A 26,578-nucleotide genomic window follows, 5' to 3' on the forward strand; every position below is an offset into this window, starting at 1 on the left:
ATTTGTAAATTCAATCCAAGGACGCCGGATCCAGAGGTCAGCCATGCCGCAACGCAAGACCTTCGTCGGACCGCGCCTGCGCCAGCTCCGCCGCGACCGCAAGCAGTCGCAAGCCGAGATGGCCCGACAACTGGGCCTCAGTCCGGCCTATGTGAACTTGCTGGAGAACAATCAGCGCAGCCTTTCGGTGCAGGTGCTGTTGCGGCTGTCCGAGGCCTATGGCGTCGACTGGCGCGACCTGGTGCAGGACGATACCGCCACCGCGCTCGCGGACCTGCGCAACGCCTTGCAGGACCCCCTGTTCGGAGGCGACGTGCCGGACCTGCAGGAACTGCGGGCCGCGCTCGACCACTCGCCGAAATTCGCCGAGAGATTCCTGGATCTGCACAAGAGCTATCGGAACCTGGGGGACCGGCTGCTGTCGCTCGGCGGCGGCGGCGCCAGCGATGCCGAACGGATTGCGGCGGCCAGCCCAGAGACCGTCGTTCACGACCTTTTCCGCAAGCATCGCAACCACTTCGATCCGCTCGAGCAGGCGGCGGCCGACTTCCGGCACGGGGAGCCGATCGATGCCGACGAGATGTACAGCTATCTGAAACTAAGGCTGAAGCGCGACCTGGGCATCCAGGTCAGCAGCGTCCCGGTCGGCGCCCTGCCCCGGACCCTGCGCTACTACGACGAAACGCTGGGCGAGATCCTCTTGTCCGAGGGACTCGATCATCAGAACAGAGTTTTCCAGCTCACTCACGTGGCCGGCCTGCTGAAGTACCGCGCGACAATCGATGCCATCATCGAAGCGGCCGCGATCGTCGGCGCGCGGGCTCAAGCGCGCTGCCGTGTCGAATTGGCCAATTACTTCGCCGCCGCCGTTCTGATGCCCTACGCGCAGGTGCTGAGCGAGGCGCAGGACTGCCGCTACGACCTGGATCGCGTCGCCCTGCGCTTCGGCGTCTCCTTCGAGCAGGCTTGCCACCGGGTGACGACGCTCCAGCGCGAAGGCGCGCTCGGCGTACCCTTCTTCTTCCTGCGCATCGACAAAGCCGGCAACGTCACCAAACGCTTCAACGCCACCACTTTTCACTTGGCCGAGTACGGCGGCGCCTGCCCGCGTTGGGACATCCACTTCAGCTTTCGGACCCCCGGGCGCATCCTGCCGCAATTCGTCGAGATGCCGGACGGCAGCCGCTACTTTACCATCAACCGCACGGTCGACCGTCCCAGCCTCGGCTACACCACGCAGGACCAGCGGTTGGCCGTAACTCTGGGCTGCGCCATCGAGCACGCGGGACAGCTGATCTACTCGAGCAGCTTCGACCTCGACGACCCCGATCTCTTCACGCCCATCGGCATCAACTGCCGGCTCTGCCCCCGGCAAAACTGCGCCCAGCGCGCGCACCAGCCGCTGCATCTCGACCTGCCCATCGACGAACGCCGCCGAGGTCAGACGCGCTTCGAAAGCTAGCTGTAAGTCGCCGGAGCGAAGATTCCGCCGCTCCAGGCTTGACGATTATCCAATGAAGTGCATATGCACGTCATGAGCCCTGACATCGACGAACGCGACCTGCAGGCGGCCGCCGACCTGGCGCGAGAGACCTGCGCCTGCTTCGCCCTGCGCCATGCGGCGCGGCAGACCACGAGACTGTTCGAGACGGAGCTTTCGCAAGCCGGCCTCAGTCCGGGACAGTTCTCGATCCTGAGCGCCCTCGTGTTGCACGAGGAGATAGCCTTCAGCGACCTGGCGGAGCGACTGGGCATGGAGCGGACATCCCTGTCCCGCGCCCTGCGGCCGCTCGCGCGCGATGGGCACATCACGCTCTCGCCCGAGGGCCCGCGCCGCCGGCGCAGCGCCAAGATCACGGAAGCGGGCCGTAAAACCTATGCCGGCGCCTTTCCTCTGTGGCAGCGGGCACAGGCGAAGGCCGCCCGACAGTTCGGGCCGCAGGCCTGGCCAGAGCTTGCAGACCGTCTTTCGAAACTTTCCGAGACGCAGACGTGATCCGCCCCAGTCGCGCTGCGTAGAGAATTCAGTTGCCCGCGAGGACCGATCGGAATGACGCAAACGAACGAAGTGCAACGCCGGAGCGGCTTGGTCGGCTTGGTCGGGCGGCTGACGGTCGCGGCCGCGATTTTTGCGGTCATCGCCGGTGGCGTCGCGACCTTCCATCTACGTGCCGCGGCGGAAGACGAACCTGAGGCGTTGGTACCGCTGCCGGTGCAGGTCCAGACCGTCCTCCGGCAGGACAGCTACCGGATCAACGAGCGCTTTGCGGGACGCCTGGAGCCCGCTCGCCGGTCGAGCCTCGCCTTCGAGCGTGCCGGCCTGCTGATCGAGGTGATGGTCGAGGAAGGCGACAGGGTCGAGACCGGTCAACTGCTGGCCCAGCTCGACATCGACCCCCTGCTGGCCCAGCGCGATGCCGTGACGGCACAGCAGGCCCAAGTCGCAGCGGATCTCGACCTCGCCCGGCGAACCCTCCGTCGCCAGCGCGACCTCTTCGATCAAGGCCATGTCAGTAGCCAACGGCTCGACGAGGCTCGGCTTTCGGCCGATGCTCTGGCCGCCCGCGCCCGCGCCCTGGCCGCCGATTTGCGCGCGCTCGACATCGACATCGACAAGTCCACCCTGCGCGCGCCCTTCAGCGGCCAGCTCGCGGCGCGCCACCTCGACGAGGGCGCGGTGGTCTCGCCCGGCGGTGCGGTTCTGGATCTGCTGGAGAGCAGCCGCCCGCAAGCGCGGATCGGCGTGACACCCGAAGCCGCCCGTCGGATCTTCGCCGGAGCCACCTTCGCGCTGCAAGCGAGCGGCAAAGACCTGGAAGGGCGTCTGGCGGCGACGCGGCCCGACATTGCGCCCGAGACACGCAGCATCGAGCTGCTGTTCGATCTCGCAGACAGGCAGGACGTGCCCTTCGGCGAAGTCGTAACCCTGCGTCTGGCGCGCGAGATCGACGGCTCCGGGTTCTGGCTGCCCCTGACCGCTCTCTATGAAGACGAAAAAGGCCTCTGGTCCGTCTTCACGCTGATAGAGCGAGACGGCGACAGCCTCGTGGCGCGCGAAACCGTCGAGGTTCTGCATGCGGAAGACGGCCAGGCCTTCGTGCGCGGTACCCTGGCGGCCCAAGCCGACGTGGTGGTCGGGAATGCCGAACGGGTGGTGCCGGGCCAGCGCGTCAGGCCGGTGCCACCGACCGAAGTCGCGGGAGTACCGGCTTCGTGACCACGCTGTTTTTCCGAGACTGGCGCCTCTTCGTCTTGGCCGTCGGTATGTTGGTGGTTTTGGGCGTGGCGGCGCTCACGACCATCGGCCGCCAGGAAGATCCGACCATCACCAATCTCTTCGCCACCATCGTAACGCCCTATCCGGGCGCCGACCCGGCGCGGGTGGAATCCCTGGTGACGGAGAAGATCGAGGAGGAGCTGCGCGAGATTGCGGAGATCGAGGAAATCACCTCGACCTCCAGCAGCGGCATCTCGGTGGTGCAGGTCGAACTCAGCGAGTTCATATCCGACACGGAGATCGAACAGGCCTGGTCGGAAATTCGCGATGCGCTCGCCGACGCCGCCCGCCAGCTTCCGAGCGGCGTGCCCGAACCCGATTTCGACAACGACCGCACCGGCGCCTTCACCGCGATCTCGGCCGTGACCGCCAGCGAGGGACGCGACGTACCGCTGTCGATCCTGCGGCGCAGCGCCGAGCGCCTGCAGGACCGTCTGCGCCGCATGCCTGGCACGGAACTGGTCCGCGTCTACGGCGCGCCGAGCGAGGAGGTGCTCGTGCAGATCGACCCGCGGCGTCTGGCCTCCGTCGGCCTCACCGCGGAAGCGGTCTCTCAAGCCATCGCCGGCGGCGACAGCAAGGTTCCGGCCGGGCAGCTGCGCGGCGCTGCCATCGACCTGCTGGTCGAAGTCGAAGGCGAAATCGACAGTCTGGCGCGGGTTCGCAACATCGCCTTGGTCGAGGGGCGAGACGGCCGCATCCTGCGGGTCGGCGACATCGCCGAGGTAAGCCGCAGCACGGCGGACCCCCCCTCCAGTATCGCCTATGCGGACGGCCAGCGCGCCATCCTGGTCGCAGCGAAGATGGAGGAAGGCCTGCAGGTCGATACCTGGGCCGGGCGCCTGCAGAGGGAACTGACGGCTTTCGAAGAGACCCTGCCGGCGGGCCTGACGCACGCGCTGGTGTTCGACCAGTCCGGCTACACGGCGAACCGCCTGAACGATCTGATCGGCAACATGGCCATCGGTGTCGGGATCGTGGTGTCCGTGGTTCTGCTCACGCTAGGCTGGCGCGGAGCGATCATCGTCGGGGCCGTCCTGCCGTTGACCAGTCTCGGGACGATCGCGATCCTACAGGCTGCCGGAGTGGCGATCCATCAGATGTCGGTGACCGGCCTGATCGTCGCCCTCGGCCTGCTGGTCGACGCCGCCATCGTCATGGTCGATCAGGTTCGTCACCGCTTGAACGAGGGGAAGGATCGCGAAGCCGCCGTGAGCGGCGCCGTGCGCCGCCTGGCCGTCCCGCTGTTCGCTTCCACGCTCACGACGGTACTCGCCTTCCTGCCGATGGCCCTGCTCCCCGGACCGGCCGGCGACTTCGTCGGGTCGATCGCACTGTCGGTGATCGTCATGCTGATCGTCTCCTTCGGACTGGCGCTCACGATCACACCGGCGCTGGCCGGCTGGATGCTGCCGAGTCAGGAGCGGTCGGATCGATTCGCCTGGTTGCAGCATGGGGTCGACCTGCCGGCGGCCCGGCGTCTCTTCGAGCGCTCGCTCGACCTCTCCCTGAGACATCGCTGGCTGGCGATCCTGGCCGCCGTCGCCTTACCGCTGATCGGCTTCGGCGCTTTCCCGACCCTGACGGCACAGTTCTTTCCCGGCGTCGAACGCGACCAATTCTACGTCCAGCTCAACGCGCCGCGCCTGGCGTCGATCCGGGAAACCGAACGTCAGGTTTTGGCAGCCGACGCACTGCTGCGCGGGGACGAGCGCGTCGCCAAGGTGGACTGGGTGGTCGGCGAAAGCGCCCCGGCCTTCTACTACAACATGATGATGAATCAGGACGGTCAGCCGACCTTCGCAGAAGCGCTGGTCACGACGGTATCGCCCGAGGCCGCAGCCGCCCTGATCCCCGATCTGCAAGCGCGCTTCGATGCGGAACTCCCGCAGTCCCAGGTGCTGGTCCGGGATCTGGTGCAAGGCCCGCCCGTCAACGCCCCAGTCGAACTGCGGCTGTACGGCCCCGAACTGAGCGCGCTACGCACCCTGGGCGAGGAGATCCGCCGACGCATGGTCGAAGTCTCCGACATCACCCATACCCGCACCAGTCTGTCCAGCGGCGCACCGCAACTCACCTTCGATCTGAGCGAGGAGCGGGTGCGCCTTGCCGGCCTGGAGATGAGCAGCGTCGCCCGCCAGTTGGACGCCAGACTGGAGGGCATGCTCGGCGGTTCTTTGGTCGAGGGCAGCGAAGAACTCCCGGTCCGCGTCCGCGTCGGGTCGGAAACGCGCAGCTCCCTGGCAGAAATCGCCAACATGGACGTGCTTGGCCCGCAGGCCGCCGCACGGGTCTCTCAAGGCGCCTATCCCGCCGTGCCGCTCTCCGCCCTCGGTCGCACGGTCCTGGAGCCGGCGGAGACGCCGATCACGCGGCGAGACGGCGAGCGGGTCAATACCGTACAAGGCTACATTCGCATGGGCGTGCTGCCGGAGGAAGCTCTGCAGCAGGTGCTGGACGCGCTCGAGCGCAGCCCCGTCGCCCTGCCCGTCGGCTACCGCCTGGAAGTCGGCGGCGATGCCGACGCGCGGCAGGAGACGGTGAACAACCTCGTCTCGACGCTAGGGCTGGTAGTGACCCTGACAGTGGCGACGATCGTGCTGACCTTCCGCTCCTTCCGGCTGTCGTTGATTGCCGGGGCGGTCAGCCTGCTCGCGGTCGGCCTCAGCTTGCTGTGCCTTGCCATCTTCGACTACCCTTTCGGCATTCAGGCGCTGATCGGAGTGATCGGCTCCATCGGCGTATCGATCAATGCCGCGATCATCATCATGACCGGGTTGCAGGCGGACCCCGAGGCGGCGCGCGGGGACCCGGTTCGCATGCGCGAGGTGGTTGCCGGCTCCAGCCGCCACATCCTCTCCACCACCGTCACCACCTTCGGCGGCTTTCTTCCGCTGATCCTGGCCGGCGGTGGTTTCTGGCCGCCCTTCGCGATGGCGATCGCCGGCGGCGTGCTGCTATCCAGCATCGTCTCCTTCTACTTCACGCCGCCAATGTTCAGCCTGGTGACGGGCCGGCCGCGCGCGCCTGAACCGCAAAGCGGCGCGGAGGCCGCGCCGCAGTTGAAGGCCGCTTAGCCTTCGGCGGAGACGGCCGACTGGGGTAGCACCCAGCCGTCGCGAATGCGCAGGCCGACCGACACGCCGACTTCAGGCTCGGCTTCGGTTCGCAGGAGCAGACGAAGCGATGGGTCGGCGGTGGGGACGGCTTCTACACTGGTATGGTCGCCACGAAAGGTGGTCGCCGAAACCGTCGCAGCCAGGCTGTCCGATGCCTCCGGCCCGGTCAGTTCGAGGGTCTCGGGCCGCAGCACGATGGTCGCGGGTCCTTCCGTCCGGTCGCCAGCGCTGCGGCAGGTCACCCGCAGACCGAAGATCTCGGCCGCCACACGTCCGTCCGATAGAGATCCGAGAATCCGGCCCGGCACGGGAACGCCCTGACCAATGAAGCGGGCCACCATCTCCGTCGCCGGTCGCGCATAGAGCTCGCGCGGTGGCGCGACCTGCTGAATCACGCCGCGGTCCATCACCGCGACCCGGTCGGCCAGGGCCATCGCCTCCGCCTGATCGTGGGTCACGTAGACCATCGTAGCACCGGTTTCGCGGTGCAGCCGGCGAAACTCCGCCTGCATCTCCTCGCGCAGATGGGCGTCGAGATTGGCAAGCGGCTCGTCCAGCAGAACCAGCGAGGGATCGGTCGCCAGGCAGCGGGCCAGAGCCACCCGTTGGCGCTGACCGCCGGACAGGAGCTCGGGCCGCCGGTCGGCCAGATGCCCGAGCCCGACCGTCTCCAGGCAGCCCATCACGCGCTCCCGCCGCGCCGCCGCCGGCAGGCCACGCAGCTTCAGCGCATAGCCGACATTCTCGGCCACGCTCATGTGCGGCCAAAGCGCATAGGCCTGGAACACCATCGCGACCTGTCGCGCCTCGGGCGGCAGCCCCCTTTCCGGCGTGGCGATCGTCTCGCCGCGCAGGCGGATGGTTCCGGTGTCCGGCGCCTCGAAACCGGCGATCAGCCGCAATAAGGTCGTCTTGCCGCAACCGGAGGGTCCCAGCAGGGCGACGAACTCGCCCGAGCGCAGCGCCAGGCTCGCGGAGTCCACGGCGGCATGAGTGCCGAAGCGCTTGCTGACGGCATCGAGACTCAGGTCTGCCATGGCAACACTCCACGCGGCATCTTTGTCCAGCGGACGAAAGCCGTTGCGGCGGCGGCAATGGCCAAGGTGACGATCACCGTCAGGACCGAGACAGCCGCCGCAGCATTGGAATTTCCCTCGTCGTAGAGCGCGAAGATCACGACGCCGAGCGTCTCGCTCCCGGCCGACCAAAGCAGCGCGGAGACCGTCAGTTCGTTGAAGGCCGCCATGAAGACCAGCATACCGCCGGCCGCCGCCGGAGGCGCGGCCAACGGCAGCACGATGTCGCGCAGACGCCGCCAGCCCCTGGCGCCGGCGATCTGCGCGGCTTCCTCCAGCCGGGGATCCAGCTGCTCGACACCGGAGATGGCCGGCCGCAGCGCCAGCGCCAGAAAGCGTCCGAGATAGGCCACGGCGAGGATCCAGAAGCTGCCGTAGAGACTGATCTCGAGCAAGGGAAGCGGACGCAGATAGAGCAGGATGCAGGCAATCGAGAGGACGATCCCCGGCAGCGCGTAGGGTGCGTCGGAGACCAGTGTCAGCAGGCGCGCCAGCGCGCGGCGGCGCACGACCGCCAGATAAGCGAGCGGGATGGAGACCAGAACGCAGGACAGGGCGGCCAGGGCGGCCAGAAGGGTCGAGTTGACGAAGGCCCGGGCCGTAACCTGATTGGCGATCACGTCGGCATAGTGCCGCAGGGTCGCGGTCTCGAGGGTCACCGCCACGCCCAGCGCCTGGGCAATCGAGCTGTTGAGCAGCGCCAGAAGCGGCAGGACGCCGGTCAGGATCAGCAGACTCCAGACCGCCGCCTCGAGCCGCCAACGTCCAGCGCCGAGCGGAAACGGCTGCAGGACCCGGCCGCCGCGCTCCAAGCTCAACTTGCCACGCCGGCCCGCCGCCGCCTGAACCGCGAGCCCGACCGCCGCGAACAGCGCCAGGAGCGCCGCCAGCAAGGCGACCTCGCCCAGGACACTGGGACCGAAGCCGTTGAGACGCTGATAGATGAAGGTCGTGAGCATCGTGTAGCGCCCCGGAATCCCGAGCAAGGCCGGCACGCCGAAATTGCCGATAGCCGAGACGAAGGCCAGAGCGGCGCCGGCGAGCAAGGCCGGACGCAACAGAGGCAGCAGGATTCCGAAGGTCAGCCGCAGCGGTCGGGCACCGGCCGCACGCGCCGCCTCGATCAACTCGTCGGGCAGAGCACGCAAACCGGCCCGGACGGTCAGGAAGACCATGGGCGCATGCTCCACCCCCATCAGGATCACGACCCCCTCGCGCCCGTAGAGCGGGTTGCGGCTGCCCGCCGGGTAGTCGAGTCCGGGCAGTTGCCAGAGAAAGCTGGAGGGGCCGATCAGTTCCAGCCAGGCCAGCGCCGCGATCTGAGCCGGGATCAGCAGTGGCATCAAGGCCAAAAAGGTCAGCAGCGCCTTGGCGCGGAGATCGGTCAGTCCGATCGCCAGGGCCAGACCGGCGCCGAGCAGGACCGAGACCAACGTCGAGAGCAGGCCCGCCTCCAAAGTATTGATCACGGCCTGGCGGGCGAAACGGTTGTCCAGGAGATCCCGAGCGATCTCGAGGCCTTCGGCCGGGCCGGCGGCGAAAACCTCCGCGAAGAGACGCAGCAAGGGCAGCAGGCAAAAGAGTAGAACGAAGGCCGCGACCAGGCCGAGCAGCAGCCCTTCCTGGCGATCGCCGGCCCCCGGCCGGGTCAAACGGCGAAGGGCGCCCGGCCGCGTCACGTGGCTGCGGGCGCCCTCTTCTTCGTCCCTGGACGGCACTACTCCCTTGAGCGACATCAGCCGCCGAAGAGGTTGGCGAAACTCTTCTTCATCTCTTCGTCGTTGGCGATCAGCGTCCCCGGCTCGACCGCGATGATTTCAAGCTCGACCTCGTCGGGAAAGGTCGAAGGTGTGGGCGCGCCCGGCAGAGCCGGCAGATACCCCTGCTCGGCGGAAAACCGCTGCCCCGCCTCGCTCAACAGCCAGTCGATGAAGATTTCGGCGGCAACCGGGTTTTCGGCGGTCGAGAGGATGGCCGCCGGTTCGGTGATCGCGGTCACGCCCTCGGAGGGAAAGGCGAAATCCACCGGCGACCCCTCGGCCTTGGCGTTGAAGGCCATGAACTCAACGATGATTCCAACCGCGTTCTGACCGGTCGCCACGGCCTCGAGCACGGAACCGTTGCCACGGCCCGCAATCGCCCCGTTGTCGGCCAGCGCCTCGTAGTAGTCCCAGCCGAATGACTCGTGCGCCGTCATGGTTCCGACATGCAAGGCAGCCGCGCCGGAATAGAGCGGGCTCGGCATGATCACCTGGTTTTCGAAGCGCGCGTCGGTCAGGTCCGCCCAGCTCGTGGGCGGCTCGCTGACCAGCTCGGTGTTGTAGACGATACCGGTGGTGATCAGCTTGGTTCCGACGAAGGCCCCGTCGGGGTCCATGATCGCGGAATCGTAGGCCTCGGTCGGCGCCTCCGGATAGGGCAGCAGCCGGCCGTCGTTCTTGAGGCCGGTCATGACCAGGGAATTGGCCACCAACAAGACGTCGGGCTGCGGATCGCCGGCCGCGAACTCGGCCTCCAGCTTGTTCATCACCTCGGTCGTGCCGGACCGGAAGAACGAGACTTCGATCTCCGGGTGAGTCTCGTTGAAAACTTCGATCATCTGGACCAGGAGGTCCTGAGGCTGCGAGGTGTAGAGCATCAACTCACCGTTCTGAGCCGCCGCCGGCGCCGACCCAAGGGTGGCGCAGAGAGCTGCGGCGAGAAGCGTTTTACGCATCTTTCAGTCGCTCCCGTCATGGAGGATGAAGTGAAAAGGGCCGCCATTCGGCAGCCTCCGAAAGCCGGATGGGGCCAGCGTTTCCTAGCCCAGGAGCCACGACAGTTTCATGACAAAGCGGCGATTCATGACCGAAAGCGAAGGGTTTACTGACCCGGCCGTTCCAGACGGCAGCTCAGATCGAGCACCGGCGCGAAGTCCTGAGCCTGACATACGAAGGTGCCGATCGGCCGGCCCTCGCCGTCGTCGCAGTCGACCGTCAGACTGAGTGTCTCGGCCGGCGGCCAAAGCTCCTGGTCCTTGAAGCTGGCGGCCAGACTGGAGCCGAGACGCGCCACCTTCGTCGTGCAAGCGGTCTTGATCGCCGGCGGAACCGCGGCGCGTTCCCAATGCATATCGCCCTCGACACGGCTAAAGCCGGCGCGCGGAAGCTCGAGATCCCGGGCGAAACGTTGGGAACCGTCGTCGGTAAAGGTTTCGGCCTCCCCGGCTGGAGCGGGCGACGGCGGCGACGCCGCGAAATCCGGCGGCGGGGTCGGCCGGCGGGGCGGCAGCGGAACCCTGTCGCCGACAGGAGCCGCCGCGGGACCGGAGACCGGCTCAGATGCATCGGGGAGCTCGGCGGGCGGAAGCGGGTCGGCTGGAGGTGGCTCGACCTGGGATGGATCGGCGAGAGGCGGATCGGCGGGCAACAAGGGGCGGGGCGCGGCCTGCTCCGGTTCGCGCGGCGGCGAAGGATCGCTCCGTTGCGGCGTGCCGCCGAGCGGCGGCGGAGGAGGTGCCACAGGAATCCCGTCCTCCGGCGCGGTTTCCGCCTGCGCTACCTCCAGCGCATGCGGAGCGCTCGGGAACAGCAGGCTAGCGGCCAGCAACAGCGCGAGAGAGCGGAGCGCGGCGGCGCGAACCGCCGGTTTCGAAGCGAGAAAGATCGGAGACATAGCCTTGCATTCTACGCAGACGCCTCGGCTTGCGCACCCCGGCGTTCCGGAATTCTTGCCGATCAGAAGCCGCCGTCGGCCTCCTGGCGCAGGATCGCACGGTAGATCTCGGTATCGCCGCAGAGCCCGACCGGCTGCCGTCCCTCGCAGAGAATGACGGGCCGCCCGCTCACTTGGCGGAGTTCCATCACCTGCCGCAGCGTCGTCTCCGCCGGCGCCAGCACCAAAGCCGCCTCGGGCAGATCGGAGGTCGGCTGGTCGGGGTCCCAGCTATGCAAGGCCAGAGGCCGGCCGTCCTCTTGAACGTCGGCGATGCCCGCGCCATTCATTCGAAGCAGGCAGCGCCCGCCAGAATCCAACGCCAGGGCATCGCCCTGACGCGGCAACTCCGCGAAAGGCGTCATCATCGAAGCCCCGCGCAGAACGTTGATCGGATTCATGTGGGCCACGAACTCGCGCACGTAGTCGTTGGCCGGCTGCAGCACGATCTCCTCCGGACGGCCGACCTGGACCACGCGGCCGCCCTCCATGATGGCGATGCGATTGCCGAGCTTGAGAGCCTCGTCGAGATCGTGGCTGACGAAGAGAATGGTCTTGCGCAGATCCGCCTGGAGCGCGAGCAACTCGTCCTGCAGGTGCGTGCGGATCAGGGGGTCGAGCGCACTGAAGGGCTCGTCCATCAGCAGCAGATCGCCATCGGTGGCGAAGGCGCGTGCCAAGCCCACCCGTTGCTGCATCCCGCCCGACAGCTCGTGCGCGTACTTGTCGCCCCACTGGTCGAGACCGACCAGCTCCAGCTTCTCCGCGACGATGCGACTGCGTTCCGCCTTGGGCAAACCGCGCAGTTCCAGCCCCAAACCGACGTTCTCGCGCACCGTACGCCAGGGCAGCAGCGCGAACTGCTGAAACACCATGGCGATACGCTCGGTTCGCAGGCGGCGCAGCGTGGCCTCGTCGCAGGCCGCAACATCGATTTCGGCGTCTTCGTCGCGCACGAGCACGCGGCCGCGCGTGACCCGGTTGAGGCCGTTGACGGCGCGCAGCAAGGTCGACTTGCCGGAACCGGACAAGCCCATCAGCACACAGATTTCGCCGGATTGAACCTCCAGATCCGCCTGAGCGACACCGAGCACGCAGCCGGTCTCCTCCAGGATCTCGTCGCGGGTGCGGCCCTGGTCGATCAGCGGCAGCGCGCGCCCGGACTCCTCGCCGAAGACGATGTCGACGGCTTGAAAGGCGAGTGCGGACATGGCCTAGCGCTCCCCCCCGAGCTTCGGCGGCTTACAAAAACGGTCGAGCAGAATTGCCAGGATCACGATGGCCAGACCGGCCTCGATCCCCATCTCGACGTTGACCGTATTGAGCGCGCGTACCACCGGTTTGCCGAGGCCATCGGCGCCGACCAGGGCGGCGATCACGACCATGGAGAGCGACAGCATGATGCACTGGGTCAGACCCGCCATGATCGTCGGCAGGGCATGCGGCAGCTCGATCTTCCACAAAAGCTGGCGGCGCGTCGCCCCGAAGGCCTCTCCGGCCTCGATCAACTGCTTCGGCACCGAGGAGACACCGAGATAGGTCAAGCGAATCGGTGCCGGAATCGCGAAGATCACCGTCGAGATCAGGCCCGGCACCATGCCGAGGCCGAAGAGGATCAGGGTCGGGATCAGATAGACGAAGGTCGGGATGGTCTGCATCAGATCGAGCACCGGGCGCAGAACCGTGTAGAGCCAGGGCCTGTGAGCGGCGGCGATCCCGAGCGGCACGCCGACCACCATGCAGGCCGTGGTGGCGAAGAGCACCAGGGTCAGCGTTTCGACCGTGGCCTCCCAATAGCCGAGGTTCACCACCAGCAGCAGCGAGGCCACCACGGCAGCGGGCAGTTTCCAGCTTCGGTGCAGCCACCAGGCCAGCCCCGCCAGAAGCGCGATCAGCAGCAGCGGCGGGATCGTCTGCAGTCCGTCGTTGACGCCCTCGACCACGAAGCCCAGCCCGTCTGACAGCGCCCGGAAGAACCAATAAAAGTGGGTCTGCAGGAGATCGAAAAGTGTCTCGCCGACCTCCCCGATCGGGATCTTCCAGGAGGTGATCCAGTCTTCCATGCCCGTCTTCCCTTCCGTTCGCAGGAGCGCCGGTGGAGCGTTACGGAACAGCTCGGGGTCAGCCAGCCGCTAGAGCCGCCGGAGCCCCGACCTCACGCCCGTAACCTCTAAAGTCCCAGCGCCGCCTTGACGGCCGGCAGGCCGGCTTCGCCATCGACCGTCGTCACCTCGGCAAGCCAGCCGTCGAGCGTCCCGGGATTGGCCTGAAGCCAAGCCTCGGCCGCTTCGGCGGGGTCCTCTCCCTCGTCCAGGATGGCGCCCATGACCTCGTTTTCCATGGTCAGGGTGAAGGTCAGGTTGGTGAGAAAGCGGCCGACGTTCGGGCAAGCCTCCAAATAGCCGGTGCGAACGTTGGTATAGACCGTTGCGCCGCCGAAGTCCGGTCCGAAGACCTCGTCGCCGCCGGTCAGATAGACAATCTCATGGTTGGCATTCATGGGGTGCGGCTCCCAGGCGAGGAAGACCACCGGCTCCTCCTCGCGCTCGGCCCGGCGAACCTGAGACAGCATGCCCTGCTCGCTCGACTCCACCACCTCGAAGTCGGCGAGGCCGAAGAGACCGCCGTCGATCATGTCCTGGATCAGACGGTTGCCGTCGTTGCCCGGCTCGATGCCGTAGATCCGGCCGTCCAGCTCCTCCGCGAAGCCGGCAATGTCCGCGAAATCCTCGAGGCCGTCATCGGCCGTGTAGCGAAGGGTGGCCAGAGTGTACTTCGCGCCTTCCAGGTTGGCGCCGACCACCTCGACCGATCCGTCCTCGCGGTAAGGCGCGAGGTCCGCTTCCATGGTCGGCATCCAGTTGCCGAGGAAGACGTCCACGTCGCCGTTCTTCATCGAGGCGTAGGTGACAGGGACCGACAGTACTTCCGTATCGGTTTCGTAGCCCAAGCCTTCGAGCACGGTGGTCGCCAGCGCGGTGGTCGCGGTGATGTCAGTCCAGCCGACATCGGAGAAGACGACCGTTCGGCAAGCCTCGGGGGCCTCTGCCTGCGCCGTCGCCGTCAGAATCGCTGTGGCTGTGGCCGCCACGGCAACGCCTGCGATGAGCCTTTTCGTCTTCATGGAATATCTCCCTGCCTTCCCCAATCCGTGCCTTGAGCCGTAGCGGCCCGGCGCTTGTTCCGATTTTCATCCGGATGCGGCGATCGTCACGGTTTGAGCTGTGACTGGTCCGGACCGCGAACAACCTCAGTCGCGCTGGCCCAACGCCTGTCGTCCCGCGTGTAACTGACCATAATTCAAGCTGTTTTTGATTGAACGTTCAATCAAAAATGTTAATTTCGCAGCGAAGTCGGATTCTGCCTCGCGGGACTCGGGGCCTGGCCGATAGGAAAACGCCGGTTCGGGACGGCAGATTCGGGACGGCAGAGATGCCAAAGCTCGGCATGGAACGGCTACGTCGGCGCCAACTGATCGAGGCGACGATCGACACGATCCACGAAGTCGGCTTCGCCGCCGCCAGCCTGCAAGCCATCGCCAAGCGCGCCGGCGTCTCGCCCGGCTTGGTGGCCCACTACTTCACCGACAAGAACGGCCTGCTGGAAGCGACCTTGCGCGCCCTCTTCGAAGACCTGAACCGAGACCTGGTCGCGCGCCTGACGGCGGCAAGGACTCCTCGTGCGCGCATGGAGGCGGTGATCGACGCGAACCTGGCGACCAATCAGTTCGACCCGCGCCTCGCCAAGGTCTGGCTCGCCTTCTGGGCGCAGTCCCTGCATGTCCCAGCCCTGGAGCGCATTCAGCGCGTCTATCAACGGCGTATGTTCGCCAATCTCTTCCACGCCGCGAAGCAGCTCATGCGAGAGCGCCCGGCACGCGATCTCGCCGAGGGCCTGGCCGGACTGATCGACGGCCTCTGGCTGCGCGCCACCCTGGCCGGCGGCCGGCCGGGCAGCAGCTCCGCGCGGCGGATCGTCCGCGACTATCTGCACACCCAACTCGCACGGGAGCCCGTCGATGCCTGACGCGACCCTTCTGCCGACCCTCACGACCCAGAAGGCCTGGATCGGCGGCCACCCGCTCGACAACGGCGACGGCCGAACCTTCGAGACCCTCAACCCGGCGACCAACCAAGCGCTCTGCGACGTACAGATCTCCGGCGCCGCCGAGATCGAAGCGGCGGTCGCGGCGGCGGAAGCCGGCTTCGCCGCCTGGTCCGACATGGGCGGCACGGCCCGAGGCCGCGTGCTGAAACGCGCGGCCGATCTTCTGCGCGCACGCAATCGCGAGCTGGCGGTCCTGGAGACGCTGGACAGTGGGAAGCCGATTTCGGAGTCGGAGACGGTCGACGTTCACTCCGGCGCCGACTGCCTGGAGTACTACGGCGGGCTGGCGGCGACGCTGGGCGGAGAGCACGTCGATCTGGGCGCCGAATGGAACCACAGTTTCTTCTACACGCGGCGGGAGCCGCTCGGGATCTGCGCCGGGATCGGCGCCTGGAACTACCCGCTCCAGATCGCCTGCTGGAAAGCCGCGCCGGCCCTGGCCTGCGGCAACGCCATGATCTTCAAGCCGGCGGAACTGACACCCTTGACCGCGTTGAAGCTAGCCGAGGTCTTCAAGGAGGCCGGACTGCCGGACGGCGTGTTCAACGTGGTCCAGGGCTTCGCGGAGACCGGGCAGTTGCTGACGCGGCACGAGCGGATCGCCAAGGTTTCTCTGACCGGTGAAGTCGGGACCGGAAAGAAGGTGATGGCCGACGCCGCCAAGACCCTCAAGGAAGTCACCTTGGAATTGGGCGGCAAGTCGCCGCTGATCGTCTTCGCCGACGCCGATCTCGACAACGCCGTCTCGGCCGCGCTGCTGGCGAACTTCTTTACCCAGGGCGAGATCTGCTCGAACGGCACCCGCGTCTTCGTCGAAGCCCCCGTCAAGGATGCCTTTCTGGAGAAGCTGGTCGCCCGCACGAAGGCCATGCGGATCGGCGATCCGATGGACCCCGCGACCCAGGTGGGGGCGCTGATCTCGGCGGAACACCGCGACAAGGTGCTTGCCTACGTCCAGGCCGGCGTCGCAGCCGGCGCCAGGCTGGTCGCGGGCGGCGGCGCGCCGGAGGAGCCGGCCCTGGCCAACGGCAACTACATGGCGCCGGCCATCTTCGACGGCTGCAACGACGAGATGAGCATCGTGCGCGAGGAAGTCTTCGGCCCCCTGCTCTCCCTCCTCACCTTTACCGAGGAAGAGGAGGTCGTCGCCCGCGCGAACGCGACGCCCTTCGGTCTGGCAGCCGGCATCTTCACCCGCGACCTGAGACGCGCGCACCGGGTGATCGCCCGGCTGCAGGCGGGCACGTGCTGGATCAACACCTACAACCTCACGCCCATCGAAATGCCCTTCGGCGGCTACCGGCAATCCGGTCTCGGCCGCGAGAACGGCCGGGCCGCGATCGAACACTACAGCCAACTGAAATCCGTCTACGTCGAGATGGGCGACGTCGACTCTCCTTATTGAGACTCTCGAGATAGAAGACAAAAAAATGCGCGAGCAAGCCTACGACTACGTCATCGTCGGGGCCGGTTCGGCCGGCTGCGTGCTGGCCGCCCGGCTGAGCGAAGATCCCGCCGTCTCCGTGCTGCTGCTGGAGGCCGGCGGCCCGGACCGCGGCCTGATGTCTTGGATGATCCATATGCCGGCGGCCCTGGCCGAACCGCTGAAGGGCAAACGCTACAACTGGGCCTACCAGTCCGAGCCCGAGCCCTACATGGACGGCCGGCAGATCTATCAGCCGCGCGGCCGCGTGATCGGCGGATCGAGTTCGATCAACGGCATGGCCTACGTGCGCGGACACGCGCGCGACTACGACCGCTGGGCACAGAAAGGCTTGCGGGGCTGGGACTACAGTCATGTGCTGCCTTACTTCCGCAAGGCGGAGACGCACGAAGCGGGCGAGGACGCCTATCACGGCGGCGATGGCCCGCTTCGGGTGACGGCGGGCCGACTCGATCACCCCCTCTACAACGCCTGGATCGAAGCCGGCCGGCAAGCAGGCTACCCCATTACCGAAGATATGAACGGCGCACAGCAGGAGGGGCTGTCGCGCCTGGACCGCACCACCTGGGCCGGCGAGCGCTGGTCGGCCGCTAAGGGCTACCTGCAGCCGGCGACGACCCGGCCGAACCTGAGCGTGATCGACCGCGCCCTGGTCACCAAGATCGGGGTCGAGGGCGGCCGCGCGACCGGCGTGACCTACAAGCGCCGCGGCCTGGAACGGTCCGTCCGGGCCGAGCGCGAGGTGATCCTGGCGGGCGGCGCGATCAACTCGCCGCAACTGCTGCTGCTCTCCGGCATCGGCCCGGCCGACGAGCTGCGCGCGCTGGGGATCGAGATCGTGGCGGACCGCCCCGGCGTTGGCGACAACCTGCAGGACCATCTGGAGGTCTACGTCCAGCACGCCTGCACGAAACCGGTGACCCTCTACCCGTCGCTCAAACCCTGGAACAAGCTGAAGATCGGCATGGACTGGGTGTTCTTCCGCAAGGGCCTCGGCACCACCAGCCACTTCGAGGCCGGTGGCTTCATTCGCAGCCGCGCCGGCGTCGAGCACCCCGATCTGCAGTATCACTTCCTGCCCATCGCCATAAACTACGACGGCAGCAGCCCGGCCGGCGGTCACGGCTTCCAGGCCCATGTCGGGCCGGTGCGGCCGACGAGCCGCGGCAAGCTGAAGCTCCGTTCCGCCGACCCGAAGGCGGCGCCCTCGATCCTGTTCAACTATATGGCCAGCGAGCAGGATCGCCGGGAGATGCGCGAAGGCATCAAGCTGACCCGTGAAATCTTCGCGCAAGCGGCCTTCGACCCTCTGCGTGGAGCGGAACTGAGCCCAGGCCCGACCGTCACCAGTGACGCGGACCTGGACGCCTTCGTGCGCGCCGAGGGCGAGAGCGCCTACCACCCCTCCTGCACTTGCAAGATGGGCCCCGACAGCGATCCCCTGGCGGTGGTCGACGGCGCCGGTCGGGTCTATGGGGTCGAGGGGCTGCGCGTGGTGGACGCCTCGATCATGCCGGACATCGTCAGCGGCAATCTCAATGCACCCACCGTGATGCTGGCCGAGAAGATCGCCGACGACCTCCGCGGGCGCCAGGCCCTGCCTCCCTCGGAAGCGGCCGTCTGGATCCACCCGCAGTGGGAAAGCCAGCAGCGCTAGGACGGGCTGCCGGTCGTCAGATTCCGAAGGCGAACAACAGGACGATCCCGCCCGCGAAGGCCGGAAGGCGCAGCCAGGCCTTCGGCGTCGGGCCGATCACGGCGTAGGACAGCAGGAACAGCGCGGCCGCGACCTTGACCAAGGCGGCCAGAGTCAGCAGCGGCGCCTCGGCGAGCATCAGCAGGGCCGGGTTGGCGACGAAGCCGAGCGGTACGAGAAACAGGCCGAGCCCGAGCGCCATGGAGCGCAAGGCCACGGGGATCCAGGGCGTCTCGGCGATGCCGGCGGCGATAAAGACGTTGCCGCAGACCGGCGGGGTGATCGTGCAGAGCAGCGCATACCAGAAGACGAAGAGGTGCGCGTAGAGTTCGGGCAAGCCCAGCTCGACCAGAGCCGGACCGGCCACCGCCACGCAGATCACATAGGCGGCCGTCGTCGGCAGCTCCATCCCCAGCACCAGGCTGGCGAGCGCCGTCAGCAGCAAGGCGATCCACAACTCCCCGCCGGAGGCCGAGAGAATCAGCGAAGTGATCTTCACGCCCAGACCGGTCATGTGAAACACGCCGACGATCAGGCTGGCGCAGACGATGATCGCGGCGATGGAGGCGATCTGCCGCCCGGCACTGACGCAGCCGGTCCAAAGCCGATGCAGCCAGCGGCGCAGGTCGAAGCTGCCGATGGAGTCGGTGGCCAGCAGCAAGAGCGCCGCCAGCGTCGCGAAGAAGGCGGCGTAAGGCGCGGTGTAGGCCGTGAAGACCAGCATGTAGACCAGGATGCCGAAGGGCAGCAGGAAGAAGGGGACGCTGCGCAGCACCAGCGACCAGCCCGGCAACTCGTCGCGCCGCAGACCGCGCAGGCCGAAGCGCAGCGCGTAGGCATGCACCCCCATCCAGGCCGTCAGGAAGAAGAGCAGCGCCGGCGGGGTCGCGGCGACCATGATGGTCGTGTAGTCGCTGCGCAGCAGCTCCGCCATCACGAAGATCCCGGCCCCCATCAGCGGCGGCATGATCTGGCCGCCGGTCGAGGCCACGGCCTCCGTCGCCGCCGCCATGGAGGGCGGATAGCCCAGCCGCTTCATGGCCGGGATGGTCACCATTCCGGTCGAGGCCGTGTTGGCGGCGGCGACCCCGGAGATGGTGCCGTAGAGGGCGCTGGAAAGCACCGCGATCTTGGCCGCTCCGGCCCGGAAGCGGCCGGCCAGTTGGGTCGCCACGGCCATGAAGCCGGTGCCCGCCGTTCCGGCCGAGATGAAGGCGCCGAGGATGATGAAGGGCGCGATCATCTCCGCCGAGATGCCGGTGAGGCTGGACCACATGCCACCGCCGGTGATCACGAGCGTTCCGAAATAGTAGTCGAACGGTAGTCCGCCGTGACCGAAAGTGCCGGGAATCAGGTCGCCGAAGTAGCCGTAGAGCAGCACCAGCAGTGTGATGGCCGGTAAGACCCACTTGATGGCGCGCCGCGCCATCTCCAGCGCCACCAGGATCACCGCCAGAGCGACCGCGCGCTGCAAAGTCCCCTGCAGAGAGCCGTACTGATCGACCAAGCGGTCGCTCTCCGCCGCGATGAAGCCGGCTGCGAGCAATCCGATAAAGCCCAGTGCATAACCCGACCAGCGGGCGAATCGGTTGGGCGTCAGCGCGAGAAAGAAGATCCAGGGCAGCGCCAGCGCGAAATGCAGCGGCCGCGTGATGAGGTTCGGGATCAAGCCCGAAAAGACGAGGTAAAGGTGGAACCCGACCGAGATCAGACCGCAGGCCAGCATCGCCCAGTCCCGCAGGCCGAGCCGCGACAGCGGTCCGGCCAGGGGAGAATCGTCTGGAATACCGCGCTCCTCCGACACCACGAGAACGGTGCCGTGAGTCTCCACGGTGGCGGCAACCGGACCCGCCATCGGCTAGAGGCCCGCAGGCCGCATCAAAGCAGGGCGTCCGGCAGGTCGATGCCCTGTTCCTCGTAGTAGCGCCGCGCGCCCGGATGTAGCGGCGCCCCCATCTGACTCAAGAGATCGACCGTGACGCCGTCCCACCAGGGGTTCTCGCCGGCCAGCCGATCCTTCCATTCCCAGAAGGTCTTGGTCAGGAAGTAGGCGACCTCCTCGTCCATTCCGGCCGTACCGTACCCGCCGACCGGCACGCCGACGGTCGAAACCTCCCGATCCTGGCCCTTGTAGGTTCCGGCGCCGATGGTGACCGGCCCGGACAGCGGGTCCAGTTCGACGATGGTCTGCCGCTCCTCGGCCGTCAGCGAGAGCACTTCGACCGGCGTGGTGGTGGCCAGCTCGACCAGACCCGGAGTCGGGTGCGAACTGCAGGTGACGAAACCGTCCACCTTGGCGTTGCGCACGGCGGGGGCCGCGGCATCCAGCTCGACGTCCACCAGGTCGATCTTATCGGTCAGCTCCAGGGCATCGAGGATCGACTTGGCCCGACGCTCGCAGAAGGAACCCTTGCCGCCCGCAATGAAGTCCTTGCCGGCAAGATCGCTCAAGGTCGCGACCTCGGCGTCCTCGCGCACGACGAAATGGATCGTCACGAAGGGCATGACGAAGAGGGTCCGCGCGGTATCGAAGGACTCGCCCTCGAAGGGCTTGCGGCCCTCGCGCGCCGCGGCCAGCAGACTGGGCGGCGAGGTGAAGAAGAAGTTGCCGGGACGGACCTTCGACTCCTTGACGTTCTGGACAGAGCCCTGGCTCTCCTCCACCGTCGGCAGGATATCGCCGCCGCTGGCGTCCTTCAGCATCTCGGCGAGCTGGACCATCATCACGTAGTAGGACGAGGTCGATTTCGCCGACTTCAGGGTGATACGCGACTCGGCACTGGCGCCGCCCGCCAGCAAGGAGAGACCGGCCAAGGCGCCCACGCCGGCGGCCAAAAGTTTGCGCAGCTGCATTAAAAGTCTTCCTCCCTCAAGGGCCGGCTTGACCTCTGCCGGCGCTCTTTATCTCTTCGGTTGAGTTTACGCCCGAACGACACAGCAATGAGTGTCATGACGCGATCGTAGGAGCCAGACACTGCTCGGCAAGCAGCCGGCGGGTCAAGCAAACTCGCAAGATCGGATGGGATTTGCAGGGAGACTGGGCGAAGGCCAGGGCCGGCTGGAACCGTCCCGGCTCTAGCTTTGCCGGGACTTCGCGCGCTCGGCGATCCAGATGCCGCCGAGCACCAGCACCAAAGCAACCGCATGGAAAAGCGCGAAGGTTTCCCCCAGCAGCAGCACGGAGAAGAGCGCGGCGAAGATCGGCACCAGGTTGACGAACACCCCGGCCCGGCCCGGCCCGATCAACTTGACCCCTTGCATGAAAGAAAGCTGAGCCAGGAAAGAGGGGAAGACCATGACGAAAGCCACGACCGCCCAGCCGGTCAAGCTCGGCCAGACGAAGGCGCCGGCCGCCGCTTCGGCCACCGCCAGCGGCAAGGCGGCCAGGAAGGCAGCGAAAGCCATGACCGAGAACATCGCCAACCCCGAGACCTTCGGGCGGCGGCGCAGGGCGACGGTGTAGGCGGCATAGAAACCGCAGGCGACCAGCATGATCAGATCGCCTTCCGCGAAACTCATCTGCAGCAGGCGCTGCAGCTCGCCGGCGGCGGTCACGGTCACCACGCCGAGCGTCGTGACGGCCACGCCGAGCATCTGCAGCGGCGTCACCGGCGTACGGTCGAGCAGGAAGGCGCCAATCAGCACGAAGACCGGAATCGAGCCCTGGAGAATCCCGATGTTGATGGCCGTGGTGGTCTGGGCCGCCGTGTAGAAAAGCGCGTTGAAGATCGTGAAGCCGATCGTCCCGAGCAGCGCCATGAAGCGCCAGTGCACGCGCAGCACCGGCAGCTCGGAGACCATCTGACGGCGCGCGAAGATCAGCACCAGCAGAACCACGCCAACCCAGCGCAGGGCCACCAGCGCCATGGGCGAAACTTCGCCGACGGCGAACCGCCCGGCGACGGCATTGCCGCCCCAGGCCGCCGCCGTCAGGATTAGCAGCAGATAGGCGTTGCCGCCCATCCAGTCACTCAGCTTGCGCGCACCTGCAACAAGGGCCGGCATACCCGTCGCGACTCCCACGACTCCCCAAGAGAGGCAGGGACCATAGAGGAGAAGTGCGACCTGCGGGGCGGTGAAATCCGACCGGCAGATCTGCGCGGATCTACGGGGAAGAAACCGCCGGAGCCGTGTCGGAGACGCGCTTGCCGCGTGTTCGCTACGTGGGGTCGCTCGTCCGCAGATCCCGATGCGCGGCCAGCACGCGATCGATCAGGGCATCGCTGCGCCCGGTCTGAGCCAGGGGGTCGCGCAGAGCCTCCCAGTCGATCGGAAGGTCGCAGCGGCGTTGCAGGCTGTCGATCAGGTGCAGGCCGCTGTCGCGGACCTCGGCGCAGGCCTGCTCGACGAGCGCTTGGGCGTCCGGGCGCGGCAGATGGACCGCCAAGGCGAAGCTGGCCGCCTCGGCGAGCAGCAGCCCCTTGGCACCTTCGACATTCGCCTTCATTCGCTCGGCCTTGACCTCCAGCGTCTCGAGCAGCCCGAGCGCCTGCCGCAACGCGGCACCGCAGGAGACGGCCACAGATGGCAAGGTCAGCCATTCGAGTTGCCAGGCCGCACCGCCCCGCTCATGGTCATGCAGGACGGCCTGGTGCAGCATCGAGATTTCCGTCGCCGTATGGCGCGCCAGAGCGACGACCGCTTCAGCTTTGGTCGGGTTGGCCTTGTTGGGCATGGTGGAGGACCCGCCAGAGCCGGCCAGTGCGACCTCCCCGACCTCGGACTGCGCCAACAGGAGGACGTCGCCGGCCAGTTTTCCGAGCGCGCCGGCCACACCCGTCATCCAGCTGCCGATCTCGACGAAGCGCTCGCGCTGTGTGTGCCAGGGCAGGACCGGAACGGCTAAGCCGAGCCGCAAGGCGAGACGCCGCTCGATCTCCTCGGCCTGCACGCCGAAGGCTGCCTGGGTGCCGCTCGCGCCGCCGAGCGAAACGGCGAGCGCGTCCCGGCGTAACGCCGTCAGGCGCGCCGCGTGGCGGATGAGCGGCATCAACCAGCCGGCCGCTTTCAAGCCGAAGGTCGTCGGGGTTGCCTGCTGTCCGCGCGTGCGCGCCGGCATGACCGTGGTCCGGTGGGCATCCGCCAGAGCCGCCAATCGGTCCATGACGGCCTGCAGACGCGCCGATTGAATCTCGAGCGTCGTCCGCAAGGTCAGGCAGGCGGCGGTATCGAGGATGTCCTGGCTGGTCGCGCCCCAGTGCAGATAGGCGGCTAGTTCGGGCGGCAAGGCCTCGCGAAGCTGTGCCACGAGGCCCGGCACCACGACCCCGTCGCGCGCGGTGGCCTCTTGCAGAGCCTCCGGCGCGATCGGGTGGCGCGCGCAGAGACCGGCAATGACTTCAGCCGCCTCGAACGGAATGAGTCTCAATTCCGCCTGCACGGCGGCCAGCTCCGCTTCGACCCGCAGCATGGCCCGGATCTGGGATTCGGCAGAGAGCGCCGTCTCGGTCTCCGGATCGCCGAGAAGACCGTCGAGGTAGGCCGGAAAGACTCTGCGGCTGTGCATGGGTTCAGCCGGCGCCGTCAGGTCGCGAAGAAGACGGTCTCGCCCTCGCCCTGCAAGCGGATATCGAAGCGGTAGAGCTTGTTGTCGCCTCCGGTTTCGGACGATTGCGCGATCAGGGTGGCTCGGCGCGCTGGGTTCTCGATCCGCCGCAAAACCGGATCGGCGGCGTTGGCGGTCTCCTCTTCGGGAAAGTAGAGGCGGGTGGAGAGGCCGAGATTGATGCCGCGGGCAACGATCCAAAAGGAGATATGCGGTGCCATCATGCTGTCGCGCGGTCCCGGCGCCGGCCCCGGCTTAACGGTCTCGAAGGCGAAAACGCCGCTGTCGAAGTCGGTAGCGCAGCGGCCCCAACCGATGAAGTCCGGGGCGCAACGGCCGTGCCGCGGATCGAGTGGCGCGTTGTAGACTCCGTTGGCATCGGCCTGCCAGGTCTCGATCAGCGCGTCGCGGACCAGACCGCCGTCGCCGTCGAAGACGCGGCCCTCCACCCGAATGCGCTCGCCGGGCGTCTCCGGTCCTGCGATGACGCCGCCCGGATCGATGGGATAGACACCCGCGACGCCGGCCAGGCTCGGCACCAGGCCGATATGGACGTAGGGACCGGCGGTTTGGGAGGGTGTTTCCCTTAGACGGTCGAGCGCTTGCGGCATGTCAGTTGCCCTCCGGCCGGGTCTCGAAGTAGGTCGAGCGGCGCCCGCGCAGCACCAGGTCGAACCGATAGGCGCGCGCATCCATCGGTGCGGTCGCGGCCATGTCCAGAGGCGCGATCAACTGATCGACCGCCCGGGCGTCCGGGATCGCGTTGAGGATCGGGCAAAGCGGAATATGAGGATCGCCCTCGAAGTACATCTGGGTGATCAGTCTCTGACCGAAGCCCGACCCGAAGATCGAGAAATGGATATGCGCAGGCCGCCAGTCGTTGACGTTGTTCGGCCAGGGGTAAGGCCCCGGCATGACCGTGCGGAAGACATAGGCGCCCCGGTCGTCCGTCAGCGTGCGGCCGCAACCGCCGAAGTTTGGGTCGAGCGCCGCCAGATAGCCGTCGTTGCGATGACGGTAGCGCCCGCCGGCATTGGCTTGCCAGATCTCGATCATCGCGCCCGGCACCCCGCGCCCTGTCTCATCGCAGAGCCGCCCGTGGACCAGAATGCGAGGGCCGATCGGCGCGCCTTGTTGGGCAAAGTTCCGCAGCAGGTCGTTATCCAGGGGCCCGATCGCCTCCGTGCCGAAGACAGGCCCCGTGCCCTCCGACAGGGTCGACTCGTGAGCGACCAAGGGCCGCTGCGGCGACCGCAGGACCGAGGTCTTGTAGGCCGGTGCCAGGGCCGGCGGATGCCAGGCGTGATCGCGTGGGATCAGCGGATCGGGCTGCGGTCGCAGATTGGTCGCCGAAGGGTCGCTCATGCCGGCCGCTCTCCCGCAGCCGGTTCCAGCCGGCCGCTTTCCTCCAGGGTCTGCTTGACGATGCGGATCGCCTCGTTGGCCGCCGGCACGCCGGCGTAGACCGCCACATGCAGCAACGCTTCCTTGAGATCGTCGGGCGTGGCTCCCGTGTTGGCGGTCGCGCGGGTGTGCATCGCAATCTCCTCCTGATGACCGCCGGCGGCGAGCAAGGCCAAGGTGATCAGCGAGCGTTCGCGGGGCGTCAGCCCGGGCCGCGACCAAACCGAGCCCCAAGCCCCTTCGGTGATGAAACGTTGGAAGTCGTCGTCGAAGCCGGTCTTGCAGGCTTCGGCCCGGTCGACGTGCGCATCGCCGAGAACCCGCCGGCGGGTCGCCATGCCGTCGTCGTAGGTCTTGCCGTAGATCTGTCCGTCGCGCTCAGCCAAGGCCATGCTCCTTCAGGACTCCGGAGATCAGATGGCCGAGCCGCTCCGGCGCCTCGACGCAGGGAATGTGACCGACACCCTCGATCACCTCGAAACCGGCGCCCGGGATCAGATCGGTCAGGCCGCGCACCACCTCGGGCGGCGTCGAGCCGTCGACGCTGCCGGCGACGCAGAGCGTCGGGACCGACAGAGACTTGGTCCCGGCGGTCAGGTCCGCGTCGCGGATCGCGGCACAGAGCGCGCTGTAGCCCTTGGCCGGCGTACGCAGCAGCATGTTGCGCCAGAGCGCCAGCTCGGCGGCGCGGGTCTCGCGGAAAGCCGGGGAGAACCAGCGCTCCATGACGGCATCCGCCAGGGACTCGAGCCCGCCCGCGCGAATGCCGGCGATGCGCTCGTTCCAGATCTCCGCCGTGCCGATCTTCTGCGCCGTGCAGCAGAGCACGAGCCCAGTCACGCGCTCCGGCGCGGCAGCCGCCAAGGACTGGGCGATCATGCCGCCGACCGAGAGACCGACAAGCGTTGCCTTGGCGATGCCGAGTTGGTTCATCAAGGACAGCAGATCGCCGGCGTGAGCCAGGATCGGGCGCTCCCCGGCGAGATCGCTCAGCCCGTGACCGGCCTTGGAATAGCGCAGGATCCTCAGCCCGGCCGGCAAAAACGGCAAGAGCGCGTCCCAAACCCGCAGATCGGTGCCGAGCGAGTTGGAGAAGACCAGAACCGGCCCGCCGTTGGATCCGTCACCCGGTCCCTCGATCCGGTACTCGATAACCCGCCCGTCGATCAGGGCTGACTGCATTTGGACCCTCCTCCATCACCACGTTTTCTTTCCAG

Annotated in this window: 22 protein-coding genes; 7 read left to right on the plus strand and 15 right to left on the minus strand. The window is 67.3% G+C overall.

Annotation, left to right across the window (positions count from 1 at the left end):
• The first annotated feature begins 43 nt into the window (after nucleotides 1-43).
• From DBZ32_RS05555 to DBZ32_RS05570, 4 genes are all read left to right on the plus strand, one after another.
• Nucleotides 44-1,462, plus strand: a complete 1,419-nt coding sequence (locus tag DBZ32_RS05555) for a helix-turn-helix domain-containing protein (protein WP_119166075.1) — start codon at nucleotides 44-46, stop codon at nucleotides 1,460-1,462.
• Between the two features lie 72 nt (nucleotides 1,463-1,534).
• The gene (locus DBZ32_RS05560; protein WP_162906581.1) at nucleotides 1,535-1,996 is read left to right on the plus strand and encodes a MarR family winged helix-turn-helix transcriptional regulator; all 462 of its coding nucleotides are present in this window, start codon (nucleotides 1,535-1,537) and stop codon (nucleotides 1,994-1,996) included.
• A gap of 54 nt (nucleotides 1,997-2,050) precedes the next feature.
• Nucleotides 2,051-3,217, plus strand: coding sequence for an efflux RND transporter periplasmic adaptor subunit (locus DBZ32_RS05565; protein ID WP_119166077.1), 1,167 nt, complete (start codon nucleotides 2,051-2,053; stop codon nucleotides 3,215-3,217).
• Nucleotides 3,214-6,354 carry an efflux RND transporter permease subunit gene (locus tag DBZ32_RS05570; RefSeq protein WP_119166078.1) on the plus strand — a complete coding sequence of 1,047 codons (3,141 nt, stop codon included), beginning with the start codon at nucleotides 3,214-3,216 and terminating at the stop codon, nucleotides 6,352-6,354. The genes DBZ32_RS05565 and DBZ32_RS05570 overlap by 4 nt, the downstream gene beginning before the upstream one ends.
• On the opposite strand, the gene DBZ32_RS05575 is transcribed toward DBZ32_RS05570, so the two are convergent.
• The 7 genes from DBZ32_RS05575 to DBZ32_RS05605 all read right to left on the minus strand — a co-directional run bounded on the left by DBZ32_RS05575 (nucleotide 6,351) and on the right by DBZ32_RS05605 (nucleotide 14,289).
• Entirely contained in the window at nucleotides 6,351-7,433 is a 1,083-nt protein-coding gene (locus tag DBZ32_RS05575; protein WP_119166079.1) for an ABC transporter ATP-binding protein, read from the minus strand. The genes DBZ32_RS05570 and DBZ32_RS05575 overlap by 4 nt on opposite strands.
• Nucleotides 7,421-9,190 (minus strand): ABC transporter permease, encoded by a 1,770-nt coding sequence (locus tag DBZ32_RS05580; protein ID WP_235830055.1) that lies wholly within the window; start codon nucleotides 9,188-9,190, stop codon nucleotides 7,421-7,423. Before DBZ32_RS05580 ends, DBZ32_RS05575 begins: the two co-directional genes overlap by 13 nt.
• 17 nt (nucleotides 9,191-9,207) lie before the next feature.
• A complete protein-coding gene (locus DBZ32_RS05585; protein ID WP_119166081.1) occupies nucleotides 9,208-10,188 on the minus strand; it encodes an ABC transporter substrate-binding protein in 981 nt (326 codons plus the stop codon).
• Nucleotides 10,189-10,334: 146 nt separating this feature from the next.
• Nucleotides 10,335-11,126 carry a hypothetical protein gene (locus DBZ32_RS05590; RefSeq protein WP_119166082.1) on the minus strand — a complete coding sequence of 264 codons (792 nt, stop codon included), beginning with the start codon at nucleotides 11,124-11,126 and terminating at the stop codon, nucleotides 10,335-10,337.
• 62 nt (nucleotides 11,127-11,188) lie between these two features.
• Nucleotides 11,189-12,376, minus strand: coding sequence for a choline ABC transporter ATP-binding protein (choV, locus tag DBZ32_RS05595; protein WP_119166083.1), 1,188 nt, complete (start codon nucleotides 12,374-12,376; stop codon nucleotides 11,189-11,191).
• Nucleotides 12,377-12,379: 3 nt separating this feature from the next.
• Nucleotides 12,380-13,228, minus strand: coding sequence for a choline ABC transporter permease subunit (gene choW, locus DBZ32_RS05600; protein ID WP_119166084.1), 849 nt, complete (start codon nucleotides 13,226-13,228; stop codon nucleotides 12,380-12,382).
• Between the two features lie 107 nt (nucleotides 13,229-13,335).
• Nucleotides 13,336-14,289 carry a choline ABC transporter substrate-binding protein gene (locus DBZ32_RS05605; protein ID WP_119166085.1) on the minus strand — a complete coding sequence of 318 codons (954 nt, stop codon included), beginning with the start codon at nucleotides 14,287-14,289 and terminating at the stop codon, nucleotides 13,336-13,338.
• Nucleotides 14,290-14,597: 308 nt separating this feature from the next.
• Here DBZ32_RS05605 and betI point away from each other — a divergent pair, with 308 nt between their 5' ends.
• Genes betI through betA form a run of 3 tightly spaced genes read left to right on the plus strand, consistent with a single transcriptional unit; the run spans nucleotide 14,598 to nucleotide 18,373 of the window.
• Nucleotides 14,598-15,191 (plus strand): transcriptional regulator BetI, encoded by a 594-nt coding sequence (gene betI, locus DBZ32_RS05610; protein WP_119166086.1) that lies wholly within the window; start codon nucleotides 14,598-14,600, stop codon nucleotides 15,189-15,191.
• Nucleotides 15,184-16,677: a betaine-aldehyde dehydrogenase gene (gene betB / locus DBZ32_RS05615; RefSeq protein ID WP_119166087.1), complete on the plus strand. Its 1,494-nt coding sequence runs from the start codon at nucleotides 15,184-15,186 to the stop codon at nucleotides 16,675-16,677. Before betI ends, betB begins: the two co-directional genes overlap by 8 nt.
• 25 nt (nucleotides 16,678-16,702) lie before the next feature.
• Nucleotides 16,703-18,373 carry a choline dehydrogenase gene (gene betA / locus DBZ32_RS05620; protein ID WP_119166088.1) on the plus strand — a complete coding sequence of 557 codons (1,671 nt, stop codon included), beginning with the start codon at nucleotides 16,703-16,705 and terminating at the stop codon, nucleotides 18,371-18,373.
• Nucleotides 18,374-18,389: 16 nt separating this feature from the next.
• Here the strand turns inward: betA and DBZ32_RS05625 are convergent, their stop codons facing one another.
• The 8 genes from DBZ32_RS05625 to pcaD form a co-directional block, all read right to left on the minus strand.
• Nucleotides 18,390-20,267: a TRAP transporter permease gene (locus DBZ32_RS05625; protein WP_235830056.1), complete on the minus strand. Its 1,878-nt coding sequence runs from the start codon at nucleotides 20,265-20,267 to the stop codon at nucleotides 18,390-18,392.
• 23 nt (nucleotides 20,268-20,290) lie between these two features.
• The gene (locus DBZ32_RS05630) at nucleotides 20,291-21,265 is read right to left on the minus strand and encodes a TAXI family TRAP transporter solute-binding subunit (protein WP_119166089.1); all 975 of its coding nucleotides are present in this window, start codon (nucleotides 21,263-21,265) and stop codon (nucleotides 20,291-20,293) included.
• A gap of 222 nt (nucleotides 21,266-21,487) precedes the next feature.
• Nucleotides 21,488-22,417, minus strand: a complete 930-nt coding sequence (locus DBZ32_RS05635) for a DMT family transporter (RefSeq protein ID WP_119166090.1) — start codon at nucleotides 22,415-22,417, stop codon at nucleotides 21,488-21,490.
• A 154-nt stretch (nucleotides 22,418-22,571) separates the two neighbouring features.
• Entirely contained in the window at nucleotides 22,572-23,918 is a 1,347-nt protein-coding gene (gene pcaB, locus DBZ32_RS05640) for a 3-carboxy-cis,cis-muconate cycloisomerase (RefSeq protein WP_119166091.1), read from the minus strand.
• 17 nt (nucleotides 23,919-23,935) lie between these two features.
• Nucleotides 23,936-24,568 (minus strand): protocatechuate 3,4-dioxygenase subunit alpha, encoded by a 633-nt coding sequence (pcaG, locus tag DBZ32_RS05645; RefSeq protein ID WP_119166092.1) that lies wholly within the window; start codon nucleotides 24,566-24,568, stop codon nucleotides 23,936-23,938.
• Between the two features lies 1 nt (nucleotide 24,569).
• Nucleotides 24,570-25,322, minus strand: coding sequence for a protocatechuate 3,4-dioxygenase subunit beta (pcaH, locus tag DBZ32_RS05650; protein ID WP_119166093.1), 753 nt, complete (start codon nucleotides 25,320-25,322; stop codon nucleotides 24,570-24,572).
• Nucleotides 25,319-25,747, minus strand: coding sequence for a 4-carboxymuconolactone decarboxylase (gene pcaC / locus DBZ32_RS05655; protein WP_268877934.1), 429 nt, complete (start codon nucleotides 25,745-25,747; stop codon nucleotides 25,319-25,321). The genes pcaH and pcaC overlap by 4 nt, the downstream gene beginning before the upstream one ends.
• A complete protein-coding gene (gene pcaD / locus DBZ32_RS05660; RefSeq protein ID WP_119166095.1) occupies nucleotides 25,740-26,543 on the minus strand; it encodes a 3-oxoadipate enol-lactonase in 804 nt (267 codons plus the stop codon). The genes pcaC and pcaD overlap by 8 nt, the downstream gene beginning before the upstream one ends.
• Between the last annotated feature and the right edge of the window lie 35 nt (nucleotides 26,544-26,578).

The sequence above is a fragment of the Algihabitans albus genome, from assembly GCF_003572205.1.
In the GTDB taxonomy this organism is placed as follows: domain Bacteria; phylum Pseudomonadota; class Alphaproteobacteria; order Kiloniellales; family DSM-21159; genus Algihabitans; species Algihabitans albus.